Annotated in this window: 30 protein-coding genes; 10 read left to right on the top strand and 20 right to left on the bottom strand. The window is 69.3% G+C overall.

Annotated features, from left to right (window positions below):
- Position 1 precedes the first annotated feature (1 nt).
- The gene (locus EL337_RS00145; protein ID WP_048635371.1) at positions 2-715 is read left to right on the top strand and encodes an SDR family NAD(P)-dependent oxidoreductase; all 714 of its coding nucleotides are present in this window, start codon (positions 2-4) and stop codon (positions 713-715) included.
- 16 nt (positions 716-731) lie between these two features.
- On the opposite strand, the gene EL337_RS00150 is transcribed toward EL337_RS00145, so the two are convergent.
- From EL337_RS00150 to EL337_RS00185, 8 genes are all read right to left on the bottom strand, one after another.
- Positions 732-1,202 carry a lipoprotein LppJ family protein gene (locus EL337_RS00150; protein WP_232786927.1) on the bottom strand — a complete coding sequence of 157 codons (471 nt, stop codon included), beginning with the start codon at positions 1,200-1,202 and terminating at the stop codon, positions 732-734.
- Between the two features lie 76 nt (positions 1,203-1,278).
- Positions 1,279-3,165, bottom strand: coding sequence for an alpha/beta hydrolase (locus EL337_RS00155; RefSeq protein WP_048635373.1), 1,887 nt, complete (start codon positions 3,163-3,165; stop codon positions 1,279-1,281).
- 38 nt (positions 3,166-3,203) lie between these two features.
- Positions 3,204-3,764 (bottom strand): hypothetical protein, encoded by a 561-nt coding sequence (locus EL337_RS00160; RefSeq protein ID WP_048635374.1) that lies wholly within the window; start codon positions 3,762-3,764, stop codon positions 3,204-3,206.
- Positions 3,761-4,279, bottom strand: coding sequence for a DUF6286 domain-containing protein (locus EL337_RS00165; protein ID WP_048635375.1), 519 nt, complete (start codon positions 4,277-4,279; stop codon positions 3,761-3,763). The genes EL337_RS00160 and EL337_RS00165 overlap by 4 nt, the downstream gene beginning before the upstream one ends.
- Before the next feature lie 65 nt (positions 4,280-4,344).
- Positions 4,345-4,722, bottom strand: a complete 378-nt coding sequence (locus EL337_RS00170) for an Asp23/Gls24 family envelope stress response protein (RefSeq protein ID WP_053086875.1) — start codon at positions 4,720-4,722, stop codon at positions 4,345-4,347.
- A complete protein-coding gene (locus tag EL337_RS00175; protein WP_048635377.1) occupies positions 4,715-4,894 on the bottom strand; it encodes a hypothetical protein in 180 nt (59 codons plus the stop codon). The genes EL337_RS00170 and EL337_RS00175 overlap by 8 nt, the downstream gene beginning before the upstream one ends.
- The gene (locus tag EL337_RS00180) at positions 4,891-5,223 is read right to left on the bottom strand and encodes an Asp23/Gls24 family envelope stress response protein (protein ID WP_232786928.1); all 333 of its coding nucleotides are present in this window, start codon (positions 5,221-5,223) and stop codon (positions 4,891-4,893) included. The genes EL337_RS00175 and EL337_RS00180 overlap by 4 nt, the downstream gene beginning before the upstream one ends.
- Positions 5,223-5,684, bottom strand: coding sequence for an Asp23/Gls24 family envelope stress response protein (locus EL337_RS00185; protein WP_048635379.1), 462 nt, complete (start codon positions 5,682-5,684; stop codon positions 5,223-5,225). Before EL337_RS00185 ends, EL337_RS00180 begins: the two co-directional genes overlap by 1 nt.
- 173 nt (positions 5,685-5,857) lie before the next feature.
- Between EL337_RS00185 and EL337_RS00190 the strand changes: the two genes are divergently transcribed.
- The 3 genes from EL337_RS00190 to EL337_RS00200 are packed head-to-tail and all read left to right on the top strand — an operon-like array spanning position 5,858 to position 7,157.
- The gene (locus EL337_RS00190) at positions 5,858-6,433 is read left to right on the top strand and encodes an RNA polymerase sigma factor (RefSeq protein WP_048635422.1); all 576 of its coding nucleotides are present in this window, start codon (positions 5,858-5,860) and stop codon (positions 6,431-6,433) included.
- Positions 6,424-6,855 (top strand): hypothetical protein, encoded by a 432-nt coding sequence (locus EL337_RS00195; protein WP_126316464.1) that lies wholly within the window; start codon positions 6,424-6,426, stop codon positions 6,853-6,855. The genes EL337_RS00190 and EL337_RS00195 overlap by 10 nt, the downstream gene beginning before the upstream one ends.
- A gap of 32 nt (positions 6,856-6,887) precedes the next feature.
- The gene (locus EL337_RS00200) at positions 6,888-7,157 is read left to right on the top strand and encodes a YdeI/OmpD-associated family protein (protein WP_048635381.1); all 270 of its coding nucleotides are present in this window, start codon (positions 6,888-6,890) and stop codon (positions 7,155-7,157) included.
- Here the strand turns inward: EL337_RS00200 and EL337_RS00205 are convergent, their stop codons facing one another.
- The 3 genes from EL337_RS00205 to EL337_RS00215 all read right to left on the bottom strand — a co-directional run bounded on the left by EL337_RS00205 (position 7,158) and on the right by EL337_RS00215 (position 10,405).
- The gene (locus EL337_RS00205; RefSeq protein WP_048635382.1) at positions 7,158-7,577 is read right to left on the bottom strand and encodes a ChaB family protein; all 420 of its coding nucleotides are present in this window, start codon (positions 7,575-7,577) and stop codon (positions 7,158-7,160) included.
- A 62-nt stretch (positions 7,578-7,639) separates the two neighbouring features.
- On the bottom strand, positions 7,640-9,031 hold the full coding sequence (locus EL337_RS00210) for an FAD-dependent oxidoreductase (RefSeq protein WP_048635383.1): 1,392 nt from the start codon (positions 9,029-9,031) through the stop codon (positions 7,640-7,642).
- A gap of 75 nt (positions 9,032-9,106) precedes the next feature.
- The gene (locus tag EL337_RS00215; RefSeq protein ID WP_048635384.1) at positions 9,107-10,405 is read right to left on the bottom strand and encodes an MFS transporter; all 1,299 of its coding nucleotides are present in this window, start codon (positions 10,403-10,405) and stop codon (positions 9,107-9,109) included.
- 81 nt (positions 10,406-10,486) lie between these two features.
- Here EL337_RS00215 and EL337_RS00220 point away from each other — a divergent pair, with 81 nt between their 5' ends.
- Positions 10,487-11,464 carry a GlxA family transcriptional regulator gene (locus tag EL337_RS00220; protein WP_048635385.1) on the top strand — a complete coding sequence of 326 codons (978 nt, stop codon included), beginning with the start codon at positions 10,487-10,489 and terminating at the stop codon, positions 11,462-11,464.
- A 70-nt stretch (positions 11,465-11,534) separates the two neighbouring features.
- Entirely contained in the window at positions 11,535-12,416 is an 882-nt protein-coding gene (locus tag EL337_RS00225) for a potassium channel family protein (RefSeq protein ID WP_048635386.1), read from the top strand.
- Positions 12,417-12,428: 12 nt separating this feature from the next.
- On the opposite strand, the gene EL337_RS00230 is transcribed toward EL337_RS00225, so the two are convergent.
- The 6 genes from EL337_RS00230 to EL337_RS00255 are packed head-to-tail and all read right to left on the bottom strand — an operon-like array spanning position 12,429 to position 18,107.
- Positions 12,429-13,226: an ABC transporter permease gene (locus EL337_RS00230; RefSeq protein ID WP_048635387.1), complete on the bottom strand. Its 798-nt coding sequence runs from the start codon at positions 13,224-13,226 to the stop codon at positions 12,429-12,431.
- On the bottom strand, positions 13,201-14,094 hold the full coding sequence (locus EL337_RS00235; RefSeq protein ID WP_048635388.1) for a 2-aminoethylphosphonate ABC transporter permease subunit: 894 nt from the start codon (positions 14,092-14,094) through the stop codon (positions 13,201-13,203). Before EL337_RS00235 ends, EL337_RS00230 begins: the two co-directional genes overlap by 26 nt.
- Positions 14,091-15,260, bottom strand: coding sequence for an ABC transporter ATP-binding protein (locus EL337_RS00240; RefSeq protein ID WP_048635389.1), 1,170 nt, complete (start codon positions 15,258-15,260; stop codon positions 14,091-14,093). Before EL337_RS00240 ends, EL337_RS00235 begins: the two co-directional genes overlap by 4 nt.
- A gap of 1 nt (position 15,261) precedes the next feature.
- The gene (locus EL337_RS00245; protein WP_048635390.1) at positions 15,262-16,302 is read right to left on the bottom strand and encodes a 2-aminoethylphosphonate ABC transporter substrate-binding protein; all 1,041 of its coding nucleotides are present in this window, start codon (positions 16,300-16,302) and stop codon (positions 15,262-15,264) included.
- Positions 16,303-16,305: 3 nt separating this feature from the next.
- The gene (locus EL337_RS00250; protein WP_048635391.1) at positions 16,306-16,989 is read right to left on the bottom strand and encodes a phosphonatase-like hydrolase; all 684 of its coding nucleotides are present in this window, start codon (positions 16,987-16,989) and stop codon (positions 16,306-16,308) included.
- Between the two features lie 2 nt (positions 16,990-16,991).
- Positions 16,992-18,107, bottom strand: a complete 1,116-nt coding sequence (locus EL337_RS00255) for a TIGR03364 family FAD-dependent oxidoreductase (protein WP_048635392.1) — start codon at positions 18,105-18,107, stop codon at positions 16,992-16,994.
- A 109-nt stretch (positions 18,108-18,216) separates the two neighbouring features.
- Here EL337_RS00255 and EL337_RS00260 point away from each other — a divergent pair, with 109 nt between their 5' ends.
- The 3 genes from EL337_RS00260 to EL337_RS00270 are packed head-to-tail and all read left to right on the top strand — an operon-like array spanning position 18,217 to position 20,115.
- Positions 18,217-18,744, top strand: a complete 528-nt coding sequence (locus EL337_RS00260) for an HD domain-containing protein (RefSeq protein ID WP_048635393.1) — start codon at positions 18,217-18,219, stop codon at positions 18,742-18,744.
- Entirely contained in the window at positions 18,741-19,436 is a 696-nt protein-coding gene (locus EL337_RS00265; protein ID WP_048635394.1) for a GntR family transcriptional regulator, read from the top strand. Before EL337_RS00260 ends, EL337_RS00265 begins: the two co-directional genes overlap by 4 nt.
- Before the next feature lie 46 nt (positions 19,437-19,482).
- The gene (locus EL337_RS00270) at positions 19,483-20,115 is read left to right on the top strand and encodes a maleylpyruvate isomerase family mycothiol-dependent enzyme (protein WP_048635395.1); all 633 of its coding nucleotides are present in this window, start codon (positions 19,483-19,485) and stop codon (positions 20,113-20,115) included.
- Positions 20,116-20,135: 20 nt separating this feature from the next.
- Here EL337_RS00270 and EL337_RS00275 read toward each other — a convergent pair whose 3' ends face one another.
- Positions 20,136-20,348, bottom strand: a complete 213-nt coding sequence (locus EL337_RS00275; protein ID WP_048635396.1) for a DUF3072 domain-containing protein — start codon at positions 20,346-20,348, stop codon at positions 20,136-20,138.
- 83 nt (positions 20,349-20,431) lie between these two features.
- Between EL337_RS00275 and EL337_RS00280 the strand changes: the two genes are divergently transcribed.
- Positions 20,432-20,932 (top strand): pyridoxamine 5'-phosphate oxidase family protein, encoded by a 501-nt coding sequence (locus EL337_RS00280; protein ID WP_048635423.1) that lies wholly within the window; start codon positions 20,432-20,434, stop codon positions 20,930-20,932.
- On the opposite strand, the gene EL337_RS00285 is transcribed toward EL337_RS00280, so the two are convergent.
- Entirely contained in the window at positions 20,925-21,737 is an 813-nt protein-coding gene (locus EL337_RS00285) for an acyl-CoA thioesterase domain-containing protein (RefSeq protein ID WP_048635397.1), read from the bottom strand. The genes EL337_RS00280 and EL337_RS00285 overlap by 8 nt on opposite strands.
- 28 nt (positions 21,738-21,765) lie before the next feature.
- Positions 21,766-22,110 carry a GNAT family N-acetyltransferase gene (locus EL337_RS00290; RefSeq protein WP_048635398.1) on the bottom strand — a complete coding sequence of 115 codons (345 nt, stop codon included), beginning with the start codon at positions 22,108-22,110 and terminating at the stop codon, positions 21,766-21,768.
- Positions 22,111-22,115 lie beyond the last annotated feature (5 nt).

The raw sequence follows: 22,115 nt of genomic DNA on the forward strand, positions 1-22,115 counted from the left end.
AATGAAATTGCGTGGAGCGACCGTCCTGGTGACGGGAACCAACCGGGGAATCGGACAGCACTTTGCCGTGCAACTGCTGCAGCGCGGCGCCAAGGTGTACGCCACGGCACGTCGTCCGGAACTGGTGGACATCCCCGGTGCGGAGGTACTCCGCCTCGACATCACCGACCAGTCGTCGGTGGACGCCGTGGCCGCGGTGGCCGGCGATGTCGACGTGCTGATCAACAATGCCGCCGACACCGCGGGGGGAAACCTGGTCACCGGAGATCTGGACGCGATCCGGTCGACGATGGATTCGAACTACTACGGCACCCTGGCGATGATCCGGGCTTTCGCGCCGATCCTTGCGCGCAACGGCGGGGGAGCCATCCTCAACGTGCTGTCGGCAGCGGCGTGGACCACCGTCGATGGCAACACCGCCTACGCGGCCGCGAAGTCAGCGCAGTGGGGTCTGACCAACGGCGTGCGACTCGAACTGGCCGCCCAGGGAACCCAGGTGGCGGCGCTCGTGCCCGGCCTGATCGGCACCCAGACCCTGCTCGATTTCGCGGAGCGCCACGGCATCGATCTGCCCGACGATGCCGTCATGGATCCGGCCGATCTCGTGCGGCTGGCGCTCGACGGCCTCGAGGCGGGCGACATCGAGATCCTCGACCCGATGGGCCTCGACGCCAAGGCGAGTCTGGCCGGGCCGCCTCGCGCATTCGCGATATAGCGGTCTCCGGGGGCGGTCAGCTGCCCCGCACCTCGGCGGTGATATCGGTGATCTGGTTGTCGTCACCGTGATCGTTCATGTTGCGGCACTCGCCGAAGATCTGGACGGCGCCGCGTTCGGGGTAGTTGCCCGGGCCGACGACCACCATCACCCCGCCCTTGTGCACGACGTCGCCCGCCGGCTGGAAGCCCGGCGGAGGTCCGGGGGCCCACCCGGGTTGTTGCGCGGCGGTGGCAGCGATCTGCTTGCTGGCCTCCTGGCTGCTGGAACCGGGAGGTACTTCCCACGCCAGGTCGACCCGGCCGTGGAACGGTGGTTCACCCTGATCGTTGCACCACTCCCACTGGAAGCTGGCGTACGTGATTTTCAGGTCGGTCGCTTGCACCAGCTGCCTGGCTGCGTCCACCACCTCGGCCCGCGACTGGTCGTCAGACGGTGGGGGAGTGGTCGGCCCGCTGGCCTGACTGTCTTGCCCGGACGGGGACATCGGCGAGCATCCTCCTAGTGCAGAACTCGCGGCGGCGAGCATGACGAGCAGCGCCGCGGAGCGGCGCCGGAGACGGTTAGTTGTACCCATGGTCGTTGGTCACTGATTCTCCTGGGCGATTCCATTCCGGGTCGTAGATCACCGGGGTGTCCACGTCGGCGTGCGGCAACGGCACCTCGCCGACGATGGGGAGGTCCATGGATTGTGGTGTGGACACGGACAATTCGGTTCTGGGCTGGGCGAGCAGACCCAACTCGTCGAGTCGATGGCTGTTGCCGGTGACGATCTCGGTCATGCTGCGCAGCGACTCACTGCCGGGTGTGTAGTAGTACGAGTGGTCGCCGGGGTCGATCATGTCGGCGCCGGGGACTTCCGCACGGAATCTGGTGGCGCCGAAGTCCTCGAACGCAGGGTCGGTGCCCAGCCCGGCGGACGGTCCGATCATGTTGCCCAGCGACTCGTTGAGCTGGCTGGGCATGGTGTCGCCCATCTGACCCAGCCAACCGACGGGATCGGTGGAGGCGTCGCCGATGTAGACCTGTCCGCCGTTGAGGCCGAAGTCGGCGGCGCTGTGTGCGACGTCGGTTCCGGGGCTGCCGAGCAGGATCGCGTCGTTGGCCTGCATGCCGCTGTTGGCGAATGCGTCGGCGACGGTGGTGGATCCGTAGGAATGCCCGGCGACGGTCACGTGCTGTGCGATTCCGGGCTCGTGGGTGACGCTGAGGCTGTTGACATCCCACGCGAGCGCGTCGCCACCGGTGCGGGCCAGGCCGGTGTTGGCGATGTTGGGGTCGGTGAAGCTCTCCGGGGTGTTGTAGCCCATCCAGGAGATGACGGCGGTGGGGTCCCCGGGGTCGGCATGCAGGGACTGGTCGTACAGATTCATGGCGTCGTTGTGTCCGTCGGACAGCCACCCGTCGCGCACGCTGGCGCTGGTGCCCGGCACGATGACCGCGGTGTTGGCGGCCTTGTCCGGGTTGCCGAGCGAGATCGCCGCTCTGCCCTTGCCGTCGAACGCCTGCGGGTCGTAGGCCCACAGCATCGCGGGGCGAAGGTTCCTGTCGCGCATCTCGGCATCGCTGTAGCTGGAGTAGCGGCGGTGCTCGTCACTGGGGATGCCCGCCTGGTGGAGCAGGCCCTCCTGTGTCTCCCTGGCGTTCTGGTAGCGCGTCACGTCGTTGTCCGACAAGCCATATCGGCCGGGATCGGCCGCCACGTCGTCGACCGACAGGTGGTGGCGCTCGGCGATGTTCTCCAGGCGGTCGAGGTCGTCGTCCATCACCGCGATATTGACGGGATCGCGGACCTCGGCGGGAATCCCGTTGAGATTGCCCAGGATCGGCGGATGTCGGGCGATGAGCTCCTGGCGCTGCTGTTCGGTCAGCGAGTCCCACCAGTGCTTGACCTCGGCCGGGTCGGTATCCGGAGACGGGATCTGCAGTGGCACTCCGCCGACATCGAGCGGCGGGTTCGGGATGTCGGGTCCGGCCGCCTGGTCGATGGCGGCGGCGGTGTTCTCGTCGAGGTCGGTGTACAGCTGCAGCATCTTCTGCAGGAAGGCGGTGAACTTGTCGGCCAGGCCGTCCAGGAAGCGTCCTACCAACCACTGCTCGGGGGTCACGGTGCCGTCGTCGGCCACCGCGAATCCGAACCGGTCCAGGGTGGACACCAGATCCAGGAGTGCGTCGCCCAGCGCCTCGAGTTGCATCCCGCCGTTCTGCAGGGCCGACTGGAGGTTGAGCAGTCGCCGGGCGATCCGCTCCTGCCGGGCGAGATCGCTCAGTCCGTTGGCCAGGGCCGCCGAGGCGGCTTCACCTGTCCACTGCTCCTGCAGCCGGGACAACGTCTCGCGTTCCCCCGCGACGATCGTCTGCAGCTCGGCGTGTGTGCGCCCCACAGTCTCGGCGGCGTCGACGAGCTTGCCGGGCTGCGACGATCTCACCGTCGACACTGACACCGTCACGATTCGATGGTGTCATAGCTCGCGCGGGGGATGGAGCGTCAGGCCACGGTGCCGTGCCGGCGCTTGCCGTCCACGCGCAGCACCGTCCGCACCGCGACGGTATCTCCCAGCATGGCGGCCACGGTCCGTGCCACCTCGTCGGCCGCCGCGACCCCGACGGGCAGCCCGCCGCGGCCGGGAACCGTTGCGGTGAGGGTAACCGTCGGCACGCGCCGCTCCACGACCGCAACGCCGTTGGCCTTGAGGATCGCCGGCTGACCGGCCAGCGCATCGCCGGCGGCATGGGCGACCGACGCCGCGTCGGCGGTCATCGCCCCGTCGGGGTCGGCGGGCCGCAGCGTGACACGGCGAGCCTTGGGCGGTCGGTGGTGCGTAACGAGCCAGCGGAGTCCGAGCACGATGAGCAGGACTCCCGCCCCGGCCCCCACCCAGGGCCACCAAGGAAGAGCGACCACGCGGGTGACGGTCGACAAGTCCAGCGCTGCACCGAAATTGAGCGTGCCGCGCTGCCACCCCACCAGGATGAGACCCAGCGCGACCAGGCCGAGGCCGGTCAGCAGTGCGGCGACGCGGTCGACGGCGACCGACTTCCGGGTCATGGTTGAGGCTCCTCTCTGAGACGGATCACGATGCGCGGCATGGTGCCGAGCAGTTGCAGACCCGCCGCGACGCTGTCGGCCACCCGGTTGTGAATCGCGGCCCGATCGCCGCCGGTGACCCGGCAGCGGACGACGACTTTGCGGCGGGTGGCGGTAGAGGTTGCGTCGAGGACGCCGGGCACGTCGCACGCGGTCGCGGTCGCGATCCGGGCGATGTCGGCGAAGCCGGTGAACACCGCGGTGTCGGCCTGGACGGGCACGGAGGTCTTCTTGCGCGGTTTGACCGCGACGCCGATCAGCGTCATGCCGGCGAGGATCACCGCGATGCCTACCGGTAGGAACCACGGTGCGGGCGCCAGGCCGTCGACGGCGTCGACGGCGGCCGCCACCCAGGACTGTCCGGTCAGCCATCCCGCTGCGACCGCGGCGTCCCGCAACCCGACCGCACCCGCGGCGATGAGCAGTGTCGCCAGTACGACGGACACGGTGCTGGCGCCGGCCGCGGCGCGGGGCATCACCGCGTTTCGTGGCGAAACAGTCTGTGCGTGAGTCGAATTGGTATCTACCGTGTGAGTCATGGTCATGAGAGATTCCTGGAGGACGATGATGAGTCGGCAGGCGAGATGACGGTGGCGACGTGCACGGTGACCCCGTCGACCACGAGTCCGGCGTGCGTGGCGAGTGCCTCGACGATGTCGCGCCGCACCGCGGCGGCCGTGTCGGCCAAGGGCCGACCCCAGGCGACGGCGATCTCGACGTCCGCGCGTACGTGGTCGCCGGCGACGCCGACGTCGACGCGGGGCAGGTCACGTCCGGCCAGCCGGCCGAGTCCGCTGCCGTGGCGGTGCACCCCGGCGGCGTTCAGCGCCGCGGCGGTCGCCATCCGCTCGACGGCGCGGTCACGGATGGTCAGCCTGCCGCGCTCTTCGGGGGGCTGCCGGACAGCGAGCTCATCCACGGCCGCGTCCGCGCAGCCAGGTCGTCGCGTCGAACTCCCCGTCGCGATGGCCGCCGACGACGTAGCCGATCACGCCGAGCACCAGGGCGAGTAGGAAGCCGGTGAACCCGCCTGCGGCAGCGGCGACACCGAGGAGCACTCCGGCAAGCATGCCTGCGGTAGCGGTGGTCATCTGTCTTCCTCCAGTTGGTCGGTCTCAGAATCAATGTCGGGCACCTGGGGCGAGGTGACGTCCTCGACGGTCACGTCGACGTCGGTGCCGGGAAACTCGGCGCCGACGGCGGCGCGGACGGCTGCGGCGGTGCCGCGGACCGCAGTCCCGGCGGCCACGGAGATGTGGACGTCGATGCGGTCGTCGGTGATGCGTACGCCCGGCACGGACCTTCCGGGCAGGTAGGTGGCGACCTCACCGAACATGCCGGTGTGCAGCCCGGTGACGCCGGGCACGGCGCGGGCGATACCCGCGACCGTGTCGGCGGCACCGTCGTCGTCGAGCAGCACTATTCGACCCGTGTCAGGTGGGTGTCGGCGTCCTCGTCCTGGTCGGCGACGAACACGTCGTGGACGGTGATATTCACCTCGACGACCTCCAAGCCGGTCATCCGCTCCAGCGCGGCGATCACATTGCGGCGGATGCCGGCGGCCAGGTCCGAGATGGACACCCCGTACTCGGCCACGATGTCGACATCGACGGCGGCCTGCTTCTCGCCGACCTCTACGGAAACACCCTGGGCGAAGTTGGTGGAGGCGCCCGGAATCCGCTCGCGCAGCGCGCCGACGGCCCGGCTGGCGTTGCCGCCGAGATCGTGCACACCGTGGACCTCGCGGGCCGCGAGTCCGGCGATCTTGGATACCACGGTGTCGGCGATGGTGGTGCGGCCGTGGCTGGTGGTCAGCGGTCCGTTGGCCGCCGGGGCGACGGTGGTCGGCGTGTTGGTTGCCGGAGCCTGAGTTGTAGCCATCTCACGCGTCCTTCCTTGTTGACGTTTCTCGTTCTCGTACGTGAGTGGGTCGTTGCCCGGCGCCGGATCCGAACGTCGAACTTTCGTGGTCTACGCCACACGTCCGAACGCGCGTCGGCTCCGAATGCTTGTGTGTCGCGCCCAGTGGTGTGCGCGCGGGAGAAAGGCTGTGGGTGCTCGACGACGATCCCCCCGACACCGGGGCTGCCGCCGTGGACGACAGCGCGCTGACTGCCGCCGCCCGCGCCGGTGATACCGAAGCATTCGAAGAGCTGGTGCGACGACACGGGCCGGCGCTGCATCGTTACGCGCGCCGCATGACCCGCGATGCCGATGCCGTGCACGACATCGTGCAGGAGACGTTTGTCGCAGCCTGGCGCCAGATCACCACGTTCCGCGGTGAGAGCAGCCTGCGCACCTGGCTGTTCACCATCTGCGCCCGCAAGGTGGTCGATTCGCACCGCGTCAAACGCGCGGTCCCCATCGACGACCGGCTGATCGAACCCGTCCGGGCCGACGCGCGTGCCGGTCCGTTCTCGGTGGCGTCGAACAACGCGTTCATCGAGGCGATGGAACTCGCGTTGGCCGAGTTACCGCCCCGCCAGCGCGCCGTGTGGATGCTTCGCGAGGTCGAGCAGTTGACCTTCCCTCAGATCGGGACCATCCTGAACCTGAGTGCTGACGCAGTGCGCGGCCACCACCATCGCGCCCGTGCCACCCTCCAACAAAGGCTTCAGCAATGGCGATAGGGGATTACGACCTGATTCAGCAGGCGGGACGAGTTCTGCGCGCTGCGCCCGAACCTGGGTGGGCCGCGGTCGAAGCGCGGGTGATCGCCGCGGTCCGGGCTACGCCGCGCGGCGGCTGGCCGCTGGCGGTCGTCGATCCTGACCCCGACGGATCGCGGGGCGTGATCCGGGTGAGCGATCTTGTGGTCACGACGTTGTTGAGCCACGCTCTCCGCGACGATCCGGACTATATCGCCACCGACATCAGAGCCACGTCCGATGATGGTGTTCTGCAACGCGTTTCGGTGGACGTGAGCTGTCGCTACCTGGCCGACGTCAACGCAGTCTCCGAGCGGGTGCATAGTCTGTGCCGCGCTGTGCTCGACGAGGTCATCGGTTCCGATGTCGAGGTCGCCGTCGCGGTCACCGACGTGCACCGCTGATCAACCGCCGGGCGCCCGGTTAGTCTGCTCGGGTGGGAAGTGAGCGTGTTCCCGGTGGCGTGGTCCACACGCTGCCGGCGGATCTACGGACGGCGCTGGTCGGCAATGCCGCCGCGCTGGCCGCCTGGAAAGACATCACCCCGTTGGCGCGCAACGAATTCATCTGCTGGGTCGAGGACGCCAAACAGGACAAGACCCGGGAGCGACGCATCCGCCGCACCCAGGAAGAGCTGGAAGAGGGCCAGCGGCGGCCATGCTGCTGGCCGGGCTGCAAGCACCGCGAGCGGACAGGGAAGGCCTGACTACGACCCGTCGCGGGTGGCCCGCCTGTTGGCTTTCATGATCGCCTCGACGAGTTCGTCTTTGGTCATCGTCGATCGGCCCGAGATGTCGAGGCGGCGGGCGATGTCGGTGAGGTGCTTCTTGCTGGCGTTGGCGTTCACGCCTTCGGCGCTGTCACCGCTGGGGTTCGGACCCCCGCTCTCGGCACGCTCGTCCGACGGACCGCGCTGGGGCTTCTCCTCCCAATGGTCGCCGACCTTCTCATAGCTGTGTTTGAGCGCGTTGTAGGCGGTGCGGTGCGCGCGCTCGCCTTCGCCGTACTGCTCGGCGGCGGCATCATGGGTTTTGGCGAAGGTTCGCTGCGCCTTCGCATCCGACTTCTTCAAGGTGCTGGGCAACTCGCTCTTCTTCGCGTCGCCGGACTTCGTGAGCTTCGCCATCGGCTTCCTTTCCCCAAGGTGTGCATCGGGAATACCCACAGCGACGCCGCCGACACGTGGTGTCACAGCGCACCGAGCAGTTGGTTGAACGCCTCCGTCATCGAGGGATGGGTGTAGATCGCGTCGCGCAGCTGCGATGCGGTGATCCGGTGTCGCATCGCGAGCGCCACCGTGTTGATGACTTCGTGGGAGTCGTAGGACAGCAGGGCCGCGCCGAGGATCTCGTCGGTGTCGGCGTCCACCACGACCTTCATCAGCCCGGCGGTGTCATCGACGATCCTGGCGCGGGGCACCGTGGCCATGTCGGCGACCCGCATCGTCGCGGTGCGCACCGACCGTCCGGAGGCGAGCGCCTCCCGTTCGGTCGTCCCGACGCGGGACAGCGGTGGGGTGAGGAACAGCGTGTACGGGATCGCCACGCGATCGGCGGTGGACCGGGCCCCGCTGCCGGTGAGCTGGTCGAGCACGATCCGGTAGTCGTCGAGCGAGACGTAGGTGAACTGCGGGCCGCCGTTGACGTCCCCGACGGCGAAGATGTGCGGCACCGCGGTGCGCAGGTGCTCATCGACGGCGACCGCGCCGGTATCGGTTGTCTGCACGCCGGCACGGTCCAGCGACAGCCGGGACGTGACGGGTTGCCGCCCGAGGGCCACCAGGATGGTGTCGGCGACCGCGACCGCGGAACCCTCCCCGATCCGGTAGTGCACGGAACTCGTTCCGTCGTCGTGATTTTCGACGTGATCGATGGTTGCCGAGGTGACGAGGTGCACGCCGGCGCCGGTAATGATGTCGCGCGCGGCGTCGGCGACGTCGGAATCCTCTCGGCCGAGGATGGTCGGCTTGCGTTCGAGGATGGTCACGTGGGCGCCGTAGGCGGCATGCATCGCCGCGAACTCGAGGCCGATGTAGCCTCCGCCCAGAACCACCAGCCGCTGCGGCAGGTCGGGTTCGGTCAGCAGCTCAGTGCTGGTCACCACGTTGCGTGCCTCGCTGAGCCCGGGAATGTCGGGGATGACGGGCTCCGAACCCGTGCCGATCACGATGTAGCGGCCGGACACCGTGACGGTGCCGCCGTCGACGGGGCGAACCTCGATGGTGTGCTCGTCGATGAAGCTCGCCTCACCGGTGAGAACCGTCGCGGTGCCCAGCGTCTGCAGCATGGCCAGGTTGGTGGCGCGCAACCCCGCGGTCAGGCGCGCAGTGGAGTTGACTGCCTGCCGATAGGTGTCGCGGTGCGGGAGTCCGGGGGCGAGGTGCTCTGACCGGTGGATCATGGCCTTGGTGGGGACGCAGCCGATGTTGATGCAGGTGCCGCCGTACATCGACGGTGAACGTTCGACCATCACGACGTGCCATCCCTGCTTGGCCAGGGCGGCCGCCAAGGTCTTGCCGCCCTTGCCGTAACCGATCACCACGAGATCGGCGGCGATGTCCGCCGGCGTACCTGCACTCATGAGACTTCTCCTCGTTCGGCGAGCCGTGTCGCGAACCACAACGCGTGCTGCGGTGGTTCCCATCTCAGATGGCGGTCAGCCGGGCGATGTCGCCGGGGGGTGTGCCGGGCGCGGTGCGCGCACCGACACGGACAGCAACGCGGCGACCCCACACAGCCCCGCCGCGAGGTAGAACGCCGCGTCGTAGTTGCCCTGCAGGTCGCGCAGCCACCCGGCCCCGGCCGCGGCCACCGCTGCGCCGAGCTGGTGTGCGGCGAACACCCAGCCGAACACGATCGGCGTCCGTTCACCGAAGTAGTTGCGGCACAGCGCGATCGTGGGCGGCACGGTGGCCACCCAGTCGAGCCCGTAGAAGATGATGAACACCCACGTACTGGGCTCGGCCTGCGGGGAAAGCAGCGCCGGCAGGGCGACCAGGGAGAGTCCGCGGCCGGTGTAATAGATGACCAGAAGCAGCCGCGGGTCCACGCGGTCGGTGAGCCAGCCGGAGAAGACGGTCCCGGCCACGTCGAGGACGCCGACGACGGCGAGCAGCCCGGCGGCCACGGTCGTCGGCATGCCGTGATCGTTGGCCGCCGGGATGAAGTGGGTGCCGATGAGGCCGTTGGTCGTCATGCCGCAGATCGCGAAGCTGCCGGCCAGCAACCAGAAGGCGGGCACCCGGGCGCCCAGCAGGAGGCCGGAGAAGGCCGCGGCGAAACTGCTCCCCGGCGGCCGGGGCGCCGGACCGGTGTCGACCGCCGGATCCTGACCGTAGCGGCCAAGCCCCTTGTCCCGTGGCCAGTTCCGCATCAACAGCAGCACGGGTGGGACCACCGCCAGTGCGGCGGCGGCCACCAGCAGCGACGCCCACCGCCAACCGTGATCGGTGGTCACGGCGGCCACCACCGGCAGGAAGATCAGCTGGCCGGTGGCGCTGGCTGCGGTGAGCACGCCGGTCACCAGCCCGCGATGGGCGTCGAACCAGCGGGTCGCGATCGTCGCGACGAAGCCCATCGAGATCGCGCCGGTACCCGCACCCACGAGCACACCCCACAGCAGCACCAGCTGCCAGCTAGCGGTCATGGTGACGCTGAGTGCGCTGCCGGCCGCGATCATGCCGAGGGCCGCGGTGAGCACCGGGCGGATGCCGAAGCGATCCATCAGGGCGGCGGCGAACGGCGCGGTCAACCCGAACAGTGTCATGTTCACCGACATCGCGAGGCCGACTGTGCCGTGGGACCAGCCGAACTCGTGGTGCAGCGGGTTCATCATCACGCCGGGCACGGACCGGAAGCCGGCGGCGCCGAGGAGCGCGACGAAGCTGACTGCGGCCACCACCCAGGCCCAGTGCAGCCGGACGGCGTTGCGCGGAGAGCGCGCGGTCACGGTCACCGCTCGACTATGGCGCGGGATCAGTTCCACGGCCAGTGGCAAGACTGCCGATATTCATCAAAAACGTGCCACCATGGTGGGATGTCGCCGGCCCCCCGCCCGCACCGCGTCGCGGTGCTGCTGCTCGAACCCGTCATCGGGTTCGACGCGGTCATCGCGCCGACGCTGTTCGGTGCGGCCACCGGCGCCGGAGGAGAGCCGCTCTATGACGTCGTCACCTGTGGCCTGACTGCGGGGCCCGTGCCGGCGAACACCGGGTTCGCGATCGTCCCCACGGCGGGGGTGGAGGCACTGGCCACCGCGGACACTGTGGTGGTCCCCGGCACCAGGTATCACCCGGCCCGGGTGGAGGGGCGGTTGGACGCCGAGGTCGCCGCGGCGCTCGAGTCCATCCCGTCCACCGCGCGCGTCGTCTCGATCTGCACGGGCGCCTTCGTACTGGCCGCCGCCGGCCTGCTCGACGGCCGCCCGGCGACCACCCATTGGCAGCATGCCGGCACCCTCCGGTCGTTGTACCCGCGTGTGCTCCTCGACGAGAACGTGTTGTTCGTCGATGACGGCGACGTCCTCACCTCCGCGGGGCTGGCCGCGGGTATTGATCTGTGCCTGCACATGATTCGCCGCGACCACGGGACCCAGGTGGCCAACGCGGTGGCCCGATACTGCGTGGTGCCGCCGTGGCGAGAGGGCGGCCAGGCGCAGTTCATCGAACGCCATCTGCCTGCACAGGATTTCGCATCGACGGCGGCGACTCGAAGTTGGGCGTGTGCGAACCTGGCCGAGCAGCTGACCATCCGGCAGCTAGCGCAGCACGCGGGGATGAGCCCCCGCACGTTCATCCGGCGCTTCCGCGAGGAGACCGGTCAGCCGCCCGGGGAGTGGGTGCGTAGCCGCCGGATCGACCGCGCCCGCGAACTGCTGGAGGGCCGCGAGTTCAGTGTCGACGAGGTGGCCCGGATGTCCGGCCTGGGCTCCGGCGGCAATCTGCGTCACCACCTGCGGCGCGGGCTCGGCATGTCGCCGTCGAGTTATCGGAAGGTGTTCGCGGGCGCGGAGTGAGTGCCTGCGGCGTGCGCACCAGTCATGATGGTCAGAGCCGGCCGCACCGCCGGTGTGATGGGGGAGACGCATGACGGACCGGGTGGTCTCGGCGGTCGGTCTTCTGCTCATCGCCGTCGTGGGACGCGATGTCTTTCACACGCTGTTCCACCCCATCGGCCACGGCATCATCGCGCCGGTCGTGCTGAAGTTCGTCTGGTGGCTGCTGCGCGGGTTTCGCGCCGATCGCCGGATCGCGTCGTTGACCGGCCCGCTCGGACTGGCCCTCGTGGTGCTGACCTGGGGCGCGATCGCCGTCGTCGGCTGGGCGATGCTGTACCTGGCGCAAATGCCCGAAGCATTCGCCTACGGCTCGGAACTGGACCCGGCAACGCGAAGTGACGCGTTCGATGCGCTCTACCTGTCCTTGGTCACCGTGGGCACGCTCGGGTTCGGGGACATCGTTCCCACCTCGTCGTTCCTGCGGATCATGGTTCCGCTGGAGGCTCTGTTCGGCTTCATGCTGCTCACCGCGGCGGTGTCCTGGGTTCTGCAGATATTCCCCGCACTGCAGCGCAGACGCGTGCTGGCACTGCAACTCTCAACACTGCGCGAGGCACGCTCGAGTCAACCGGACCTCGGGATCGACAGCGTCCCCGTCGGCGTCCTCACCGGGCTTGCCGCGGCAATCGTGGAGGCGCGCAACGACTTCACCCAGTACGGCGCCACCTACTACTTCCGTGACCTCGAAGCGGATGCGTCACTTGCGGCATCGCTGCAGTATGCGGCCGCGCTCGCGGCGGAAGCCCGCAGCAGTGCACAACCGCAGACGCGGCTGGCCGGGGCGCTGATCACCACTGCCGTCGACAGCCTCGCTGCTCTGCTCCGCCAGGAGTTCCTCCGGTTCGACGGGGACACCGAGGCCGTCATCAGGGCCTACGCGTCCGATCATCGACACACCGATCCACCGTGACGGCGGCGATGGTCAGCGCAGCGCCGCGCGTCCCCTGATCCGGCCGAGCACCATCAGCGAGATCAGTGTCACCGCCAGCAGCAGCGTGGTGCTGGCGGCGGCCTGGAACACCTGACCCCGGTCGGTCAGCCCGAAGATGGTCACCGGCAACGTCTTCCAGGTGGCCGGGTACACCATCACGGTGGCCCCGAGTTCGCCCATGGACAGGGCCACCGCCAGGCCCGCCGCCGCGCCGAGGGCAGGCGCCAGCAGCGGCAACGTGATCCGGAGCAGCACCCGCGCCGAGCCGGCGCCCAGCGACTCGGCGGCCTGGCGATACGCGGGGTCGAGCCGATCCAGTGCCGCGGACACGGCGCTGAAGGCAAACGCCAGCACCAGGGCGGCGTGGGCGAGGATCACGATCCACCGAGTTCCACCCAGTAGCAACGGTTGCGAGTTGAAGGCGATCAGCAGACCGAGACCGATGGCCACCGAGGGCACCGCGATGGGCAGGTGGAATACCGCATCGGTGGCACGTCGCAGCCAGTCGGGTGCCTCGCGGGCGGCGAGTGCGGCCCACGTCCCGACCACCAGGGCGAAGCCGCCGGACAGGAACGCGGTCTGCAAGCTCACCGACAGACTGGCCAGGTCCTCGCCGGACAGCGCCTCCCCGAACCGGGCGAAGCCGAGGTTGGACGGCAGCGGTCCGGTCCAGTTTCCGGCGAGCCCTGCGAGCAGCACGGTGCCGAGTGGGAGTACGAACACCACGAGCACGACGACGGCGAAGACGGTGAGGACCGCTGCTCTACTTCGGGGGCTCCACAGCAGCATCGCCCACCTCCCTTCGGGTCGTGAGCCGGGCGAAGACCACCCGGTACAGGCCGTACAGGGTCAGCGAGAGCAGCACCTGGACGGTCGCGATCACCGCGGCGCCGGGCAGGTCGAAGGTGACGATGCCGCGGGTGTAGATCAGCACCGGGAGCGTCATCACTCCCTTGGCGCCGGTGAACAGCACGATGCCGAATTCGTTGAGCGTCAACAGCAGAACGAGGCTGCCGCCCGCGGCAAGGGCGGGCCAGGCCTCGGGCATGACGACGGTGCGCAGCACTGTCCAGGGTGACGCGCCCAGGCTGGCGGCTACGTCGAGTTGGGCACGGGGGATCAGGGAGAACGCCGCCAGGAGCGGGCGCACCACGAACGGCGTGAAGAACGTGATCTCCGCGGTGATGACACCTGCCGGCGTGTAGAGGAAGTCCAGCATGGGCGACGAGGAGCCGGTGACGGCCGAGATCGCGGCGTTGACTGCTCCTGCGCTGCCGTACAGGAACGTGAAGGCCAGCGTGATGAGGAACGACGGCAGTGCGAGCACGGTGTCGATCAGCCGCCCCACCACCGTCGAGCCGGGGAACGGCACGAAGGCGAGCACGATGGCCAGGAACGTCCCGAGCACCAGGCAGCCGAGGGTCGAGGTGGCGGCGATCGCCACGGTGCGCCACAGCGCATCACGAAACACCGCTGAGCCGAGTACCTCACCCCACGAGCCGTCGGCCGAGGACTCCCAGAACACCCGCAGCAGCGGGTAGAGCACGACGAGGAGCACGAGGAGCAGCGGCGGCAGGACCCACAGCCAGGCTGTGGACCGCGGAGGGGCAGGCGTCGGCGGGGGGGTGGTGTCGGGCCGGTCGAGAACGCTGGTCATGCCGCGCTTCCCGGGGATACGAGGACCCCGGCCGGCTCGGGCAGACGCAGGCCGACGACGCTGCCGATCTCGAAGGGTGTGTGGCCCGGAACGTCGACGTCGACGAGCAGATCGGGCAGCGCCTCGACTGCGAGCACCAGGCGGGTCACCGCTCCACGCCAGACGGCGGCGTTGACTGTAGCCGGCAACGCGTCCCGTTCCCGCGTCGAGACCACCTGGAGGGCGTGCGGGCGCACGCACAGCAGCGCGGCCGAGCCGGGTGCCCAGTCGTCGTGACCGAAGGCGGGCTGCGGGGCATCGGCGTTGACGGTGCGGGAGCCGACGGTCACCAGTGCCGAGCTGCCGATCACGCGGCCGACCGTGCACGGCAGCAGATTTGCGCCGCCCAGGAACGCGGCGGTGAAGCTGGTGGGCGGGCGCTTCCACAGGTTCTCGGCGGTGTCGACGTCCATCAGCCGCGCGTTGTTCATCACCACGATGCGATCGGCCAGCGCGAGCGCCTCGGCCTGATCATGGGTGACGTACAGCATCGCGGTGTCGGGCAGCGCCTCCTTGAGCCGCTGAAGCTCGGCCAGCATGGAGTGACGCAGCTGGGCGTCCAGCGCCGCCAGCGGCTCGTCGAGCAGCAGCACCGACGGACGGATCGCCAACGCGCGCGCGATCGCCACCCGTTGCTGCTGACCGCCGGACAGCTCGCGGGGCAGCCGCGTCTGGAACCCGGACATCCCGACCATGTCGAGCACTTCGTGGACGCGGGGCGCGATCTCGTGACGGGCCACCCGCTGCGCGTGCAGACCGAAGGCTACGTTGCCCGCCACCGACATGTGCGGGAAGAGGGCGTAGGACTGCAGGACCACTCCGATGCCGCGGCGCGCAGGCGGCAGATCGGTGACGTCGCGGCCGCCGAGCCGCACCGACCCTGAGGTGGGACGGACGAACCCGGCCAGTGCGTTGAGCGCCGTCGACTTGCCGGATCCGCTGGGACCGAGCAACGCGACCGTCTCGCCCGCCGCCACCCGCAGGTTGAAGTCCACCAGGGCGTGGGTCGTCTTCTTGCCGCGCCCGTAGGACACCCCCACCCGGTCGAAAAGGATTGCGGGGGTGCCCGGCTCGGCCGTGATGGGCTGCAGCCGCGCAGCGGCGGGACTGACGCGCGTCTGGGCCATGTCAGCTACCAGTGGCCTGCTGATAGGCGGCGAGGTCGGCGTCCAGGTCGGCGAGCACCGCGTTCCAGTCGGGAACCCACACGTCGACACCGTCGAGTACCGCAGCGGGGGTGTTGGGGGTGGTCGCGCCCGTGCCCTTGAGGGATTCCAGGACCGGCAGGCCCAGCGCCTCCGGTTCGACGGTCTTCTGGACCTCCTCGGAGACCAGGTATGCCAGCAGCTTCTTGGCGTCGTCGGCGTGCGGCGCGCCGGAGGTGACGCCCGCGACGTAGGGCAGCGAGATGCTGGTGCGCTTGCCGTCCGCGCCGGCGGGAATGAAGATCGTGAAGGTCGATCCGTCGTCGTTGATCGACGCGAGATTCATCTGCACGTCGCCGTTGGCGACCAGCAGTTCGCCGTTGCTGACCTTGGGCTGCAGCTTGCCCGTCGACGACGAGGGCCCGACATTGTTGGCCTGCAACGCCTTCAGGTAGTCCAGCGCGCCCGGCTTACCGAGCAGGTGTTGCAGAAGGACGAGCACCGCCGTGCCGTCGCCGGCCTGGCCGGGCGTCGAGTACTGCAGTTTGCCCTTGAACTCCGGCTTGAGGAGGTCGTCCCAGGTGGTGGGCGGGGGGTTCGCGCCGGGATTGACGATGAAGCTCAACGCGTTGTCGACGATCGGCACGAACGTGGCGTCGGGTCCGACCTGGTCCTCGGCGATACCGCTGGTGTCGACGCCGCTGGGCTGCAACAGATCCGACTGGGCGGCGCGCTGGATGAACGGCGGCAGCGTGACGAGAAGGTCGGCCTGCGGGTTGGATTGCTCCTTCTCGACGCGCGACACCACCTCGCCGGAGCCGGCCTCCACGAGGTTGACGTTGATGCCCGTCTCCTCGGTGAACTTCGCGAACGTGGGTTCATACCAGCCGGCCAGGCCGTCGGCGCTGTACACCGTCAGCGTGGTGCCGTCGCCGGAGCCCGACGAGCCGGTGCCGCCGCACGCGGCGGAGAGGGTGGCCAGTGCGGCGACGGATACCGCCGCGAGAGTTCTGCGCAGTGTCATGGATCAGCCTTTCAGGAGGAGGTCGGCGAAGTCGGACACGGAGGCCACGACGTGCGTGGCGCCGGCGGCTGCCAGCTGGCGCTCGTCGTGGGCACCGGTGAGAGTGCCTGCGGCGACGGCACATCCGGCCCGCAGTGCGCTCTCGATGTCGCTGGTGGTGTCACCGAGTGCGGCGACGGACCGCACGCTGTCGGCGCCGGTGCGCAGCAGCGCGGTCAGGATCAGGTCGGGGTACGGCCGTCCGCGCACGCCGTCCCCGGGCGCCAGGACAAGGTCGGCGATGTCGTGCCAGCCCAGCGCCGCGATCAGCTTGCCCTGGGTGTCCGGGGAGAACCCGGTGGTCAGCGCCACCGTGATCCCGCCATCCCGCAGGCGTGAGATCGCCTCGGCTGCACCAGGGATCGGCTCGGCGCGGCCCGCGGCGATGAGCGAGGCATAGGCGTCTTCGAACGCGGCGTTGGCCCGCTGGGCGGTAGCCTCATCGCCGAACAGCGCGCGGAACACCGTGATCTTGGACTGGCCCATGGTGTCGAGGACGTACTGGCGGGCGTGGTCTCGTTCGGGTCCGCTCTCGGGCAGGCCTCCGGCTCCAGCGGCGACCTCGAACGCCTCGACCACCAACCCGTCGTCGGCGACCGTGGTGCCTGCCATGTCGATCACGGCGAGCTGAATCATGTTGTCTTCCATGGTTACAATCCGATCTTGTCTGCGGTGTGTTCACCGATCACCGGGCCCAGGGTCATGCCGCGTCCGCCCGGTCCTGTCACCACCCACACGCCTGGGCTGACCTGTTCGCGATACACGAGCCGACCCGGGTCGACGCACTGGCTGTAGACGCCCGCCCACCGTTGCCTGATGGCCGGGAGCGGCCTGCCGAGAAGTTCTTCGACCACGCCGGCGAGGTAGTGGTACGGGGCCTCGGTGACGTCGAAGGCGAACGGCTCGGTGTACTCGTGGGTGTCGCCGATGGTCAGCCCGCCGCCCAGCCGCTGCACGCACAGCAGCTGCATGCGGTGCTCGTGTGCCACCGGATCCTGGTTCTCGCTGCGCTGCAGCGTATCCAGGGCATTGCCTGCGTAGGCCGGGTAGTAGCGCAGGCTGTCGCCGTCGGCGATCGCGGTGGTCAGCGGTTCGTCGAGCGGTGCGGTCTGCATCATCTGCAACCGCACCCGGCGGACGGGGAGGTCGCCCGCGAGGTCCCGCACCAGTCCACCGTGCGCGGCGCCGGCACAGACGATGACCACGTCGGCGTGATGGGTGTTTCCGCGGTCGTCCTCGACGCGGGTGTCGGTGACGGTGCGGGCCTCGGTGCCGGGCACGAACGTGTAGCGCCCGGTGGCGGCCAGGACGGCGCGAATCGCGGGAAGGGCCTGCCGCGACTCGACCGCCCCGTCGCGTTCGCAGTGCAGAGCGGCGACGAACTTGCCGCGCAGGACCGGATTGACGGCGCGGGCCGCATCCGGGTCGAGTAGCCGGAAGCCGCGTCGGCCCGCATCGGAACGTGCGCACACCTCCTCGGCCACAGCCACTTCGGCGGGCGAGCGGAGCAGCGTGAGAGAACCGCACGGGCGGAAGCCGATGCCGGGCACCGCCGCGCCGATCTCCTCCCACAGGGTGCGCGACCGCAGGCTGGCGTCCAGTTCACCCGAGGACCGGCCCGACACCCACACCAGCCCGAAGTTGCGCACGGTGGCACCCCGCGGCTCTGCCTCACGCTCGAGATGGACGACGTGGTGTCCGCGCCGGACGGCGTGCCAGGCGTGCGCCGTTCCGAGGATGCCACCGCCGACGATCGTGACCTGCATGGGCGCTGACATAACCCGGTGCGGACGTCATCGCCGCACACGGCCGATGTGAAGCGCGGGAACAGCGGGTAAACAATTGGTATAGACCAATTGAGGGTATGGTTGGGCCATGCCACAGCGAGCCGACGATGTTCGTGCCGAGACCGCAGCCGTGCTCGAATCGTTGCGCGGAGTGTGGGACGAAGACGCCGTCGACGAGTGGGATCACGCCATGCAGTCGGCGGCCCGCGCCCTCGACGACGGGGCGGACGACGAATTGGTGCTTGCCGCCGCCCTTCACGACATCGGGCACAGCCCGCTGCTGGGCGGGCCGGGTGTCGAGGACCATTCCGGATTGGCCCGCGCTTGGCTCACCCCACGGTTCGGGGCCCGGGTGGCGTGGCTGGCCGGGGCGCACGTGGCGGCCAAACGCCACCTGGCCGCCGTCGATCCGGCGTACGCCTGCGCGCTGAGCCCCACGTCGGTGATGTCGTTGGCGAGCCAGGGCGGTGCCGGCATCGATCGTGCCTTCGCCGAACATCCCTGGTGTGCCGACGCCCTGAGGCTGCGCCGCTACGACGACGCCGCCAAGGATCCGCACGCGGCCGGTGCCTCTGCTGACGTCGTGCTGGACCTTGCCCACCGACTGGCGAAATGAGCCTTCCCAAGCCCTATCTGGTGCGAACAGGGCTGGACGACATTCTGGCCACGCTGCACGAGGGTGACCCCTTTCCGCCGGAGCGGGAACTGGCGCTCCGGTTCGGTGTCGCCCGGGAGACGGTGCGGCAGGCCGTGCACGAACTGCTCGTCGAAGGCCGGATCGAACGGCGCGGCCGCGGCACCGTGGTGTCGAGGCCCAAGCTGGTTCAGCCCCTGTCGCTGAAGTCCTACACCGAGGGTGCCCAGCAGATGGGCCGATCCCCGGGGCGTCTGGTGGTCACGTGGGAGGACGTCACCGTCGACCCGGATATCGCTGCGGCACTTGGTGTCCGGAGTTCAGCGCGGGTGATGCACCTGGAGCGAGTGCTGTTGGCCGACGGCGCGCACATCGGCCTGGAGAGCACCTACCTGCCTCTGCACAGGTTCGGGGATCTGCGGCAGCGGTTCGACCCGACGACGTCTCTGTACTCGGCGATCCGCGCCGGCGGGGTGGAGTTCGGTTCGGCTACCGAGCGCATCGAGACCGTGCTGCCGTCACCGCGGGAAGCGGGGCTGCTCGAGACGACGACCGCGATGCCGGTGCTGCTGCTCAACCGCGTGTCCCTGGACGTCGATGGCGCCCCGATCGAAGTGGTGCGTGCGCTCTACCGCGGCGACCGGGTGGCGTTCGAAGCCACGCTCACCGAGTGACCGACCCCGCGCGATGAGAACTGCGCCGGCGCCTGGTCCAACCACCATGACACTCACTGCGTCGGCGGTCTGGGAGTTCGTCCAGGCTGAACGGGCACGCCTGACCGACGACCTGGAATCGTCGACGCCCCGGGACTGGGCCACGCCCTCGCTGTGCCCCGGGTGGGATGTCCACGACGTGCTGGCACACCTGGTGGACAGTGCCAGGACGTCGCGGATCCGTTTCGCCACGCGAATGGCGTTCGCGCGCTTCGACTTCGACGCGGACAACGCCACCGGGATCGCCCGGGAGCGACGCACCGATCCTCGCGAGACGCTCGCTGCCATGCGGGCGGCCGTGCCGCTGACCCGTAGCCCGATCGCGCCGCGTCCGACCAGGCTGGTCGAGGCGATCGTGCACGGCGAGGACATCCGGCGCCCGCTGGGGATCGCCGCCACCTATGCCCCCGACGCGGTCGCGGCGGCATTGGCCTACCAGGTCAAGACCCCCACCGCGTTCGGCGGTGGACGTGAGCGGGTGGACGGGCTGCGGCTTGTCGCCACCGACACCGAGTTCGACATGGGTGCCGGCATCGTGGTGCGAGGCCGTGCCGTCGATCTGCTGCTCGCGGTGTCCGGCCGGGCGGTCAGCGCCGCGGCGTTCGACGGACCGGGCGCCGCGCAACTGGCCGCCGGGTAGTGCCGGTGGCGGCGAAAGCGCTACTCGCCGCGACCGGTCTCGTGCTGCAGTTTGTCGATGAGCTCCGATGCGTGTGCCTTGGTCGCGTCGTCGGGGACCTCGACCCCGGCCTCTTGGGCCAGCGTGTTCAGGTAGCTGCGCTGCGGGCCGGTCATCGGCTCGTCGCCCGTCACCCACTCCGAGGGGTCCTTCTCCGCGTTCTCCTGAGGTGCCTGTGTGGTGTTTTCACTCATGCCAACCCGGATGCCCATCGCACGGGTGTTCGAAACGCGTAGGCGGTAACGCAGTCGTGACGGCGACCTGTAAGTATCACGAGGTGGGTAAGAACGAGCGCGCCAAGATCGTCATGACCGACGACGAGATCACCGAGTTCATCGACCGCAGCCGCACCGCCACGATGGCGACCGTGCTGCCCAGCGGGCGGCCACATCTGGTGGCGATGTGGTACGCCGTGCTCGACGGGGAGATCTGGTTCGAGACGAAGGCCAAGTCGCAGAAGGCCGTCAACCTGCGTCGCGATCCGACGATCACGGTGATGATCGAAGACGGCCTGTCCTACGACACGCTGCGAGGGGTGTCGATCGACGGGGAAGCCGAGATCCACGACGACCCCGAGACCAACCTGCGCGTCGGCATCAGTGTGTGGGAGCGCTACACCGGTCCGTACACCGACGAGATGCGGCCCTTCGTCGACCAGATGATGAACAACCGCATCTGCGTGCGCGTCGTACCGTCTCGGTTGCGCAGCTGGGATCATCGCAAGCTCGGCATGCAGGGTATGCCGATCTCCGGCACCACCGCCCAGTACCTCAGCTGATCGGCGCCCGCGGCGGATTGAATCCCGGGTTCACCACCGCGGTGGCCGTCGCCGTGCCGATCGGGCCGAACCCGTCGACGACGACCGCGGTGCCGGTGGCGACACCGGCGTGGCTGTGGTGCGTCAGGGCCGCCAAACCGAGGTACGGCCCGTCGGGCAGGCGGCTGAGGGTCAGTGTGTAGTCGGCGTTGATGAACGGCAGGCCGTCGGCGCCGAAGTGCGTCAGCGAGCTGGCCATGTCTCCGGCCATCGCGGCGCGGGCGAACGGGGTGAGCTCGGTCCCGTCGACCAGCAGCCCGAGGTCTCTCGTCCAGATGTACTTGGGCCCGTGATGTGCCCAGGCACCGAGCCCGAAACTCGGTGTGTCGCCGTTCTTTCCGTACGTCCATACCAACGTGACGACGTCGTCGGGAACCGGGTCCGGCATTGCCGGGACGGGCGGCATCGTGACGGCCGTCGACCATCGCGGCCCGGGCGGTTGTTCCCCGCGGCGCAGGAACAGCGCGTTGGCGCGTGCCACGACCGTGCCGGACTGGGTCATGGTGGCGTCGACCAGCTTGAGCCGGCGTCCCTCCCGCACCACCGTCGACTCGATGCGCACGGGGTCGGCCAGCGCGGCGGGGCGGAACAGATCGACGGTGAGGCGGGCCGGCTGCAGCTCCGGATCGCCGGCGTCTCTCTCGATGACGTGGCCGAGGAGGCCGCCGACGTAGTTGCCGCTGATGGTCTGCCCCCACGGGCCGCGCGCCCAGTCGGTGGGAATGAACGCGTCGCCGTCGGGGACGAAGAATGCGCGGGTGCTCATCGCGGCGACGATACGCAGCCCCCGGCGGTCAGTGTCCGGACAGTGCCCGCTTGACGTCGGTCGTGATCGGATCGACCAGCTCGCCGAACTCGGGATGCTTGTCGATGTAGCCGGCCACCATCGAGCACACCGGCACGATGCGCAGCCCCGCGGCGCGCGTCGCGTCCAACGCCTCACCCACGAGAATCGTTGCCAGGCCGCGTCCGCCGAACGCCTCGTCGATCTCGGTGTGCGGAAAGATGCGCTGGCCTCCCGAGTCGGTGGCGCGGTCGATGAACTCGGTGAAGCCGGCCTCGGCGCCGTCGACCGAGATCGTGAAGCGGTCTGCTTCGGCGGTGACCTCGGTGGGGGCGCCGGTCTTGTCGGTGGTCATGGACT

This window comes from Mycolicibacterium aurum, assembly GCF_900637195.1.
Lineage (GTDB): Bacteria > Actinomycetota > Actinomycetes > Mycobacteriales > Mycobacteriaceae > Mycobacterium > Mycobacterium aurum.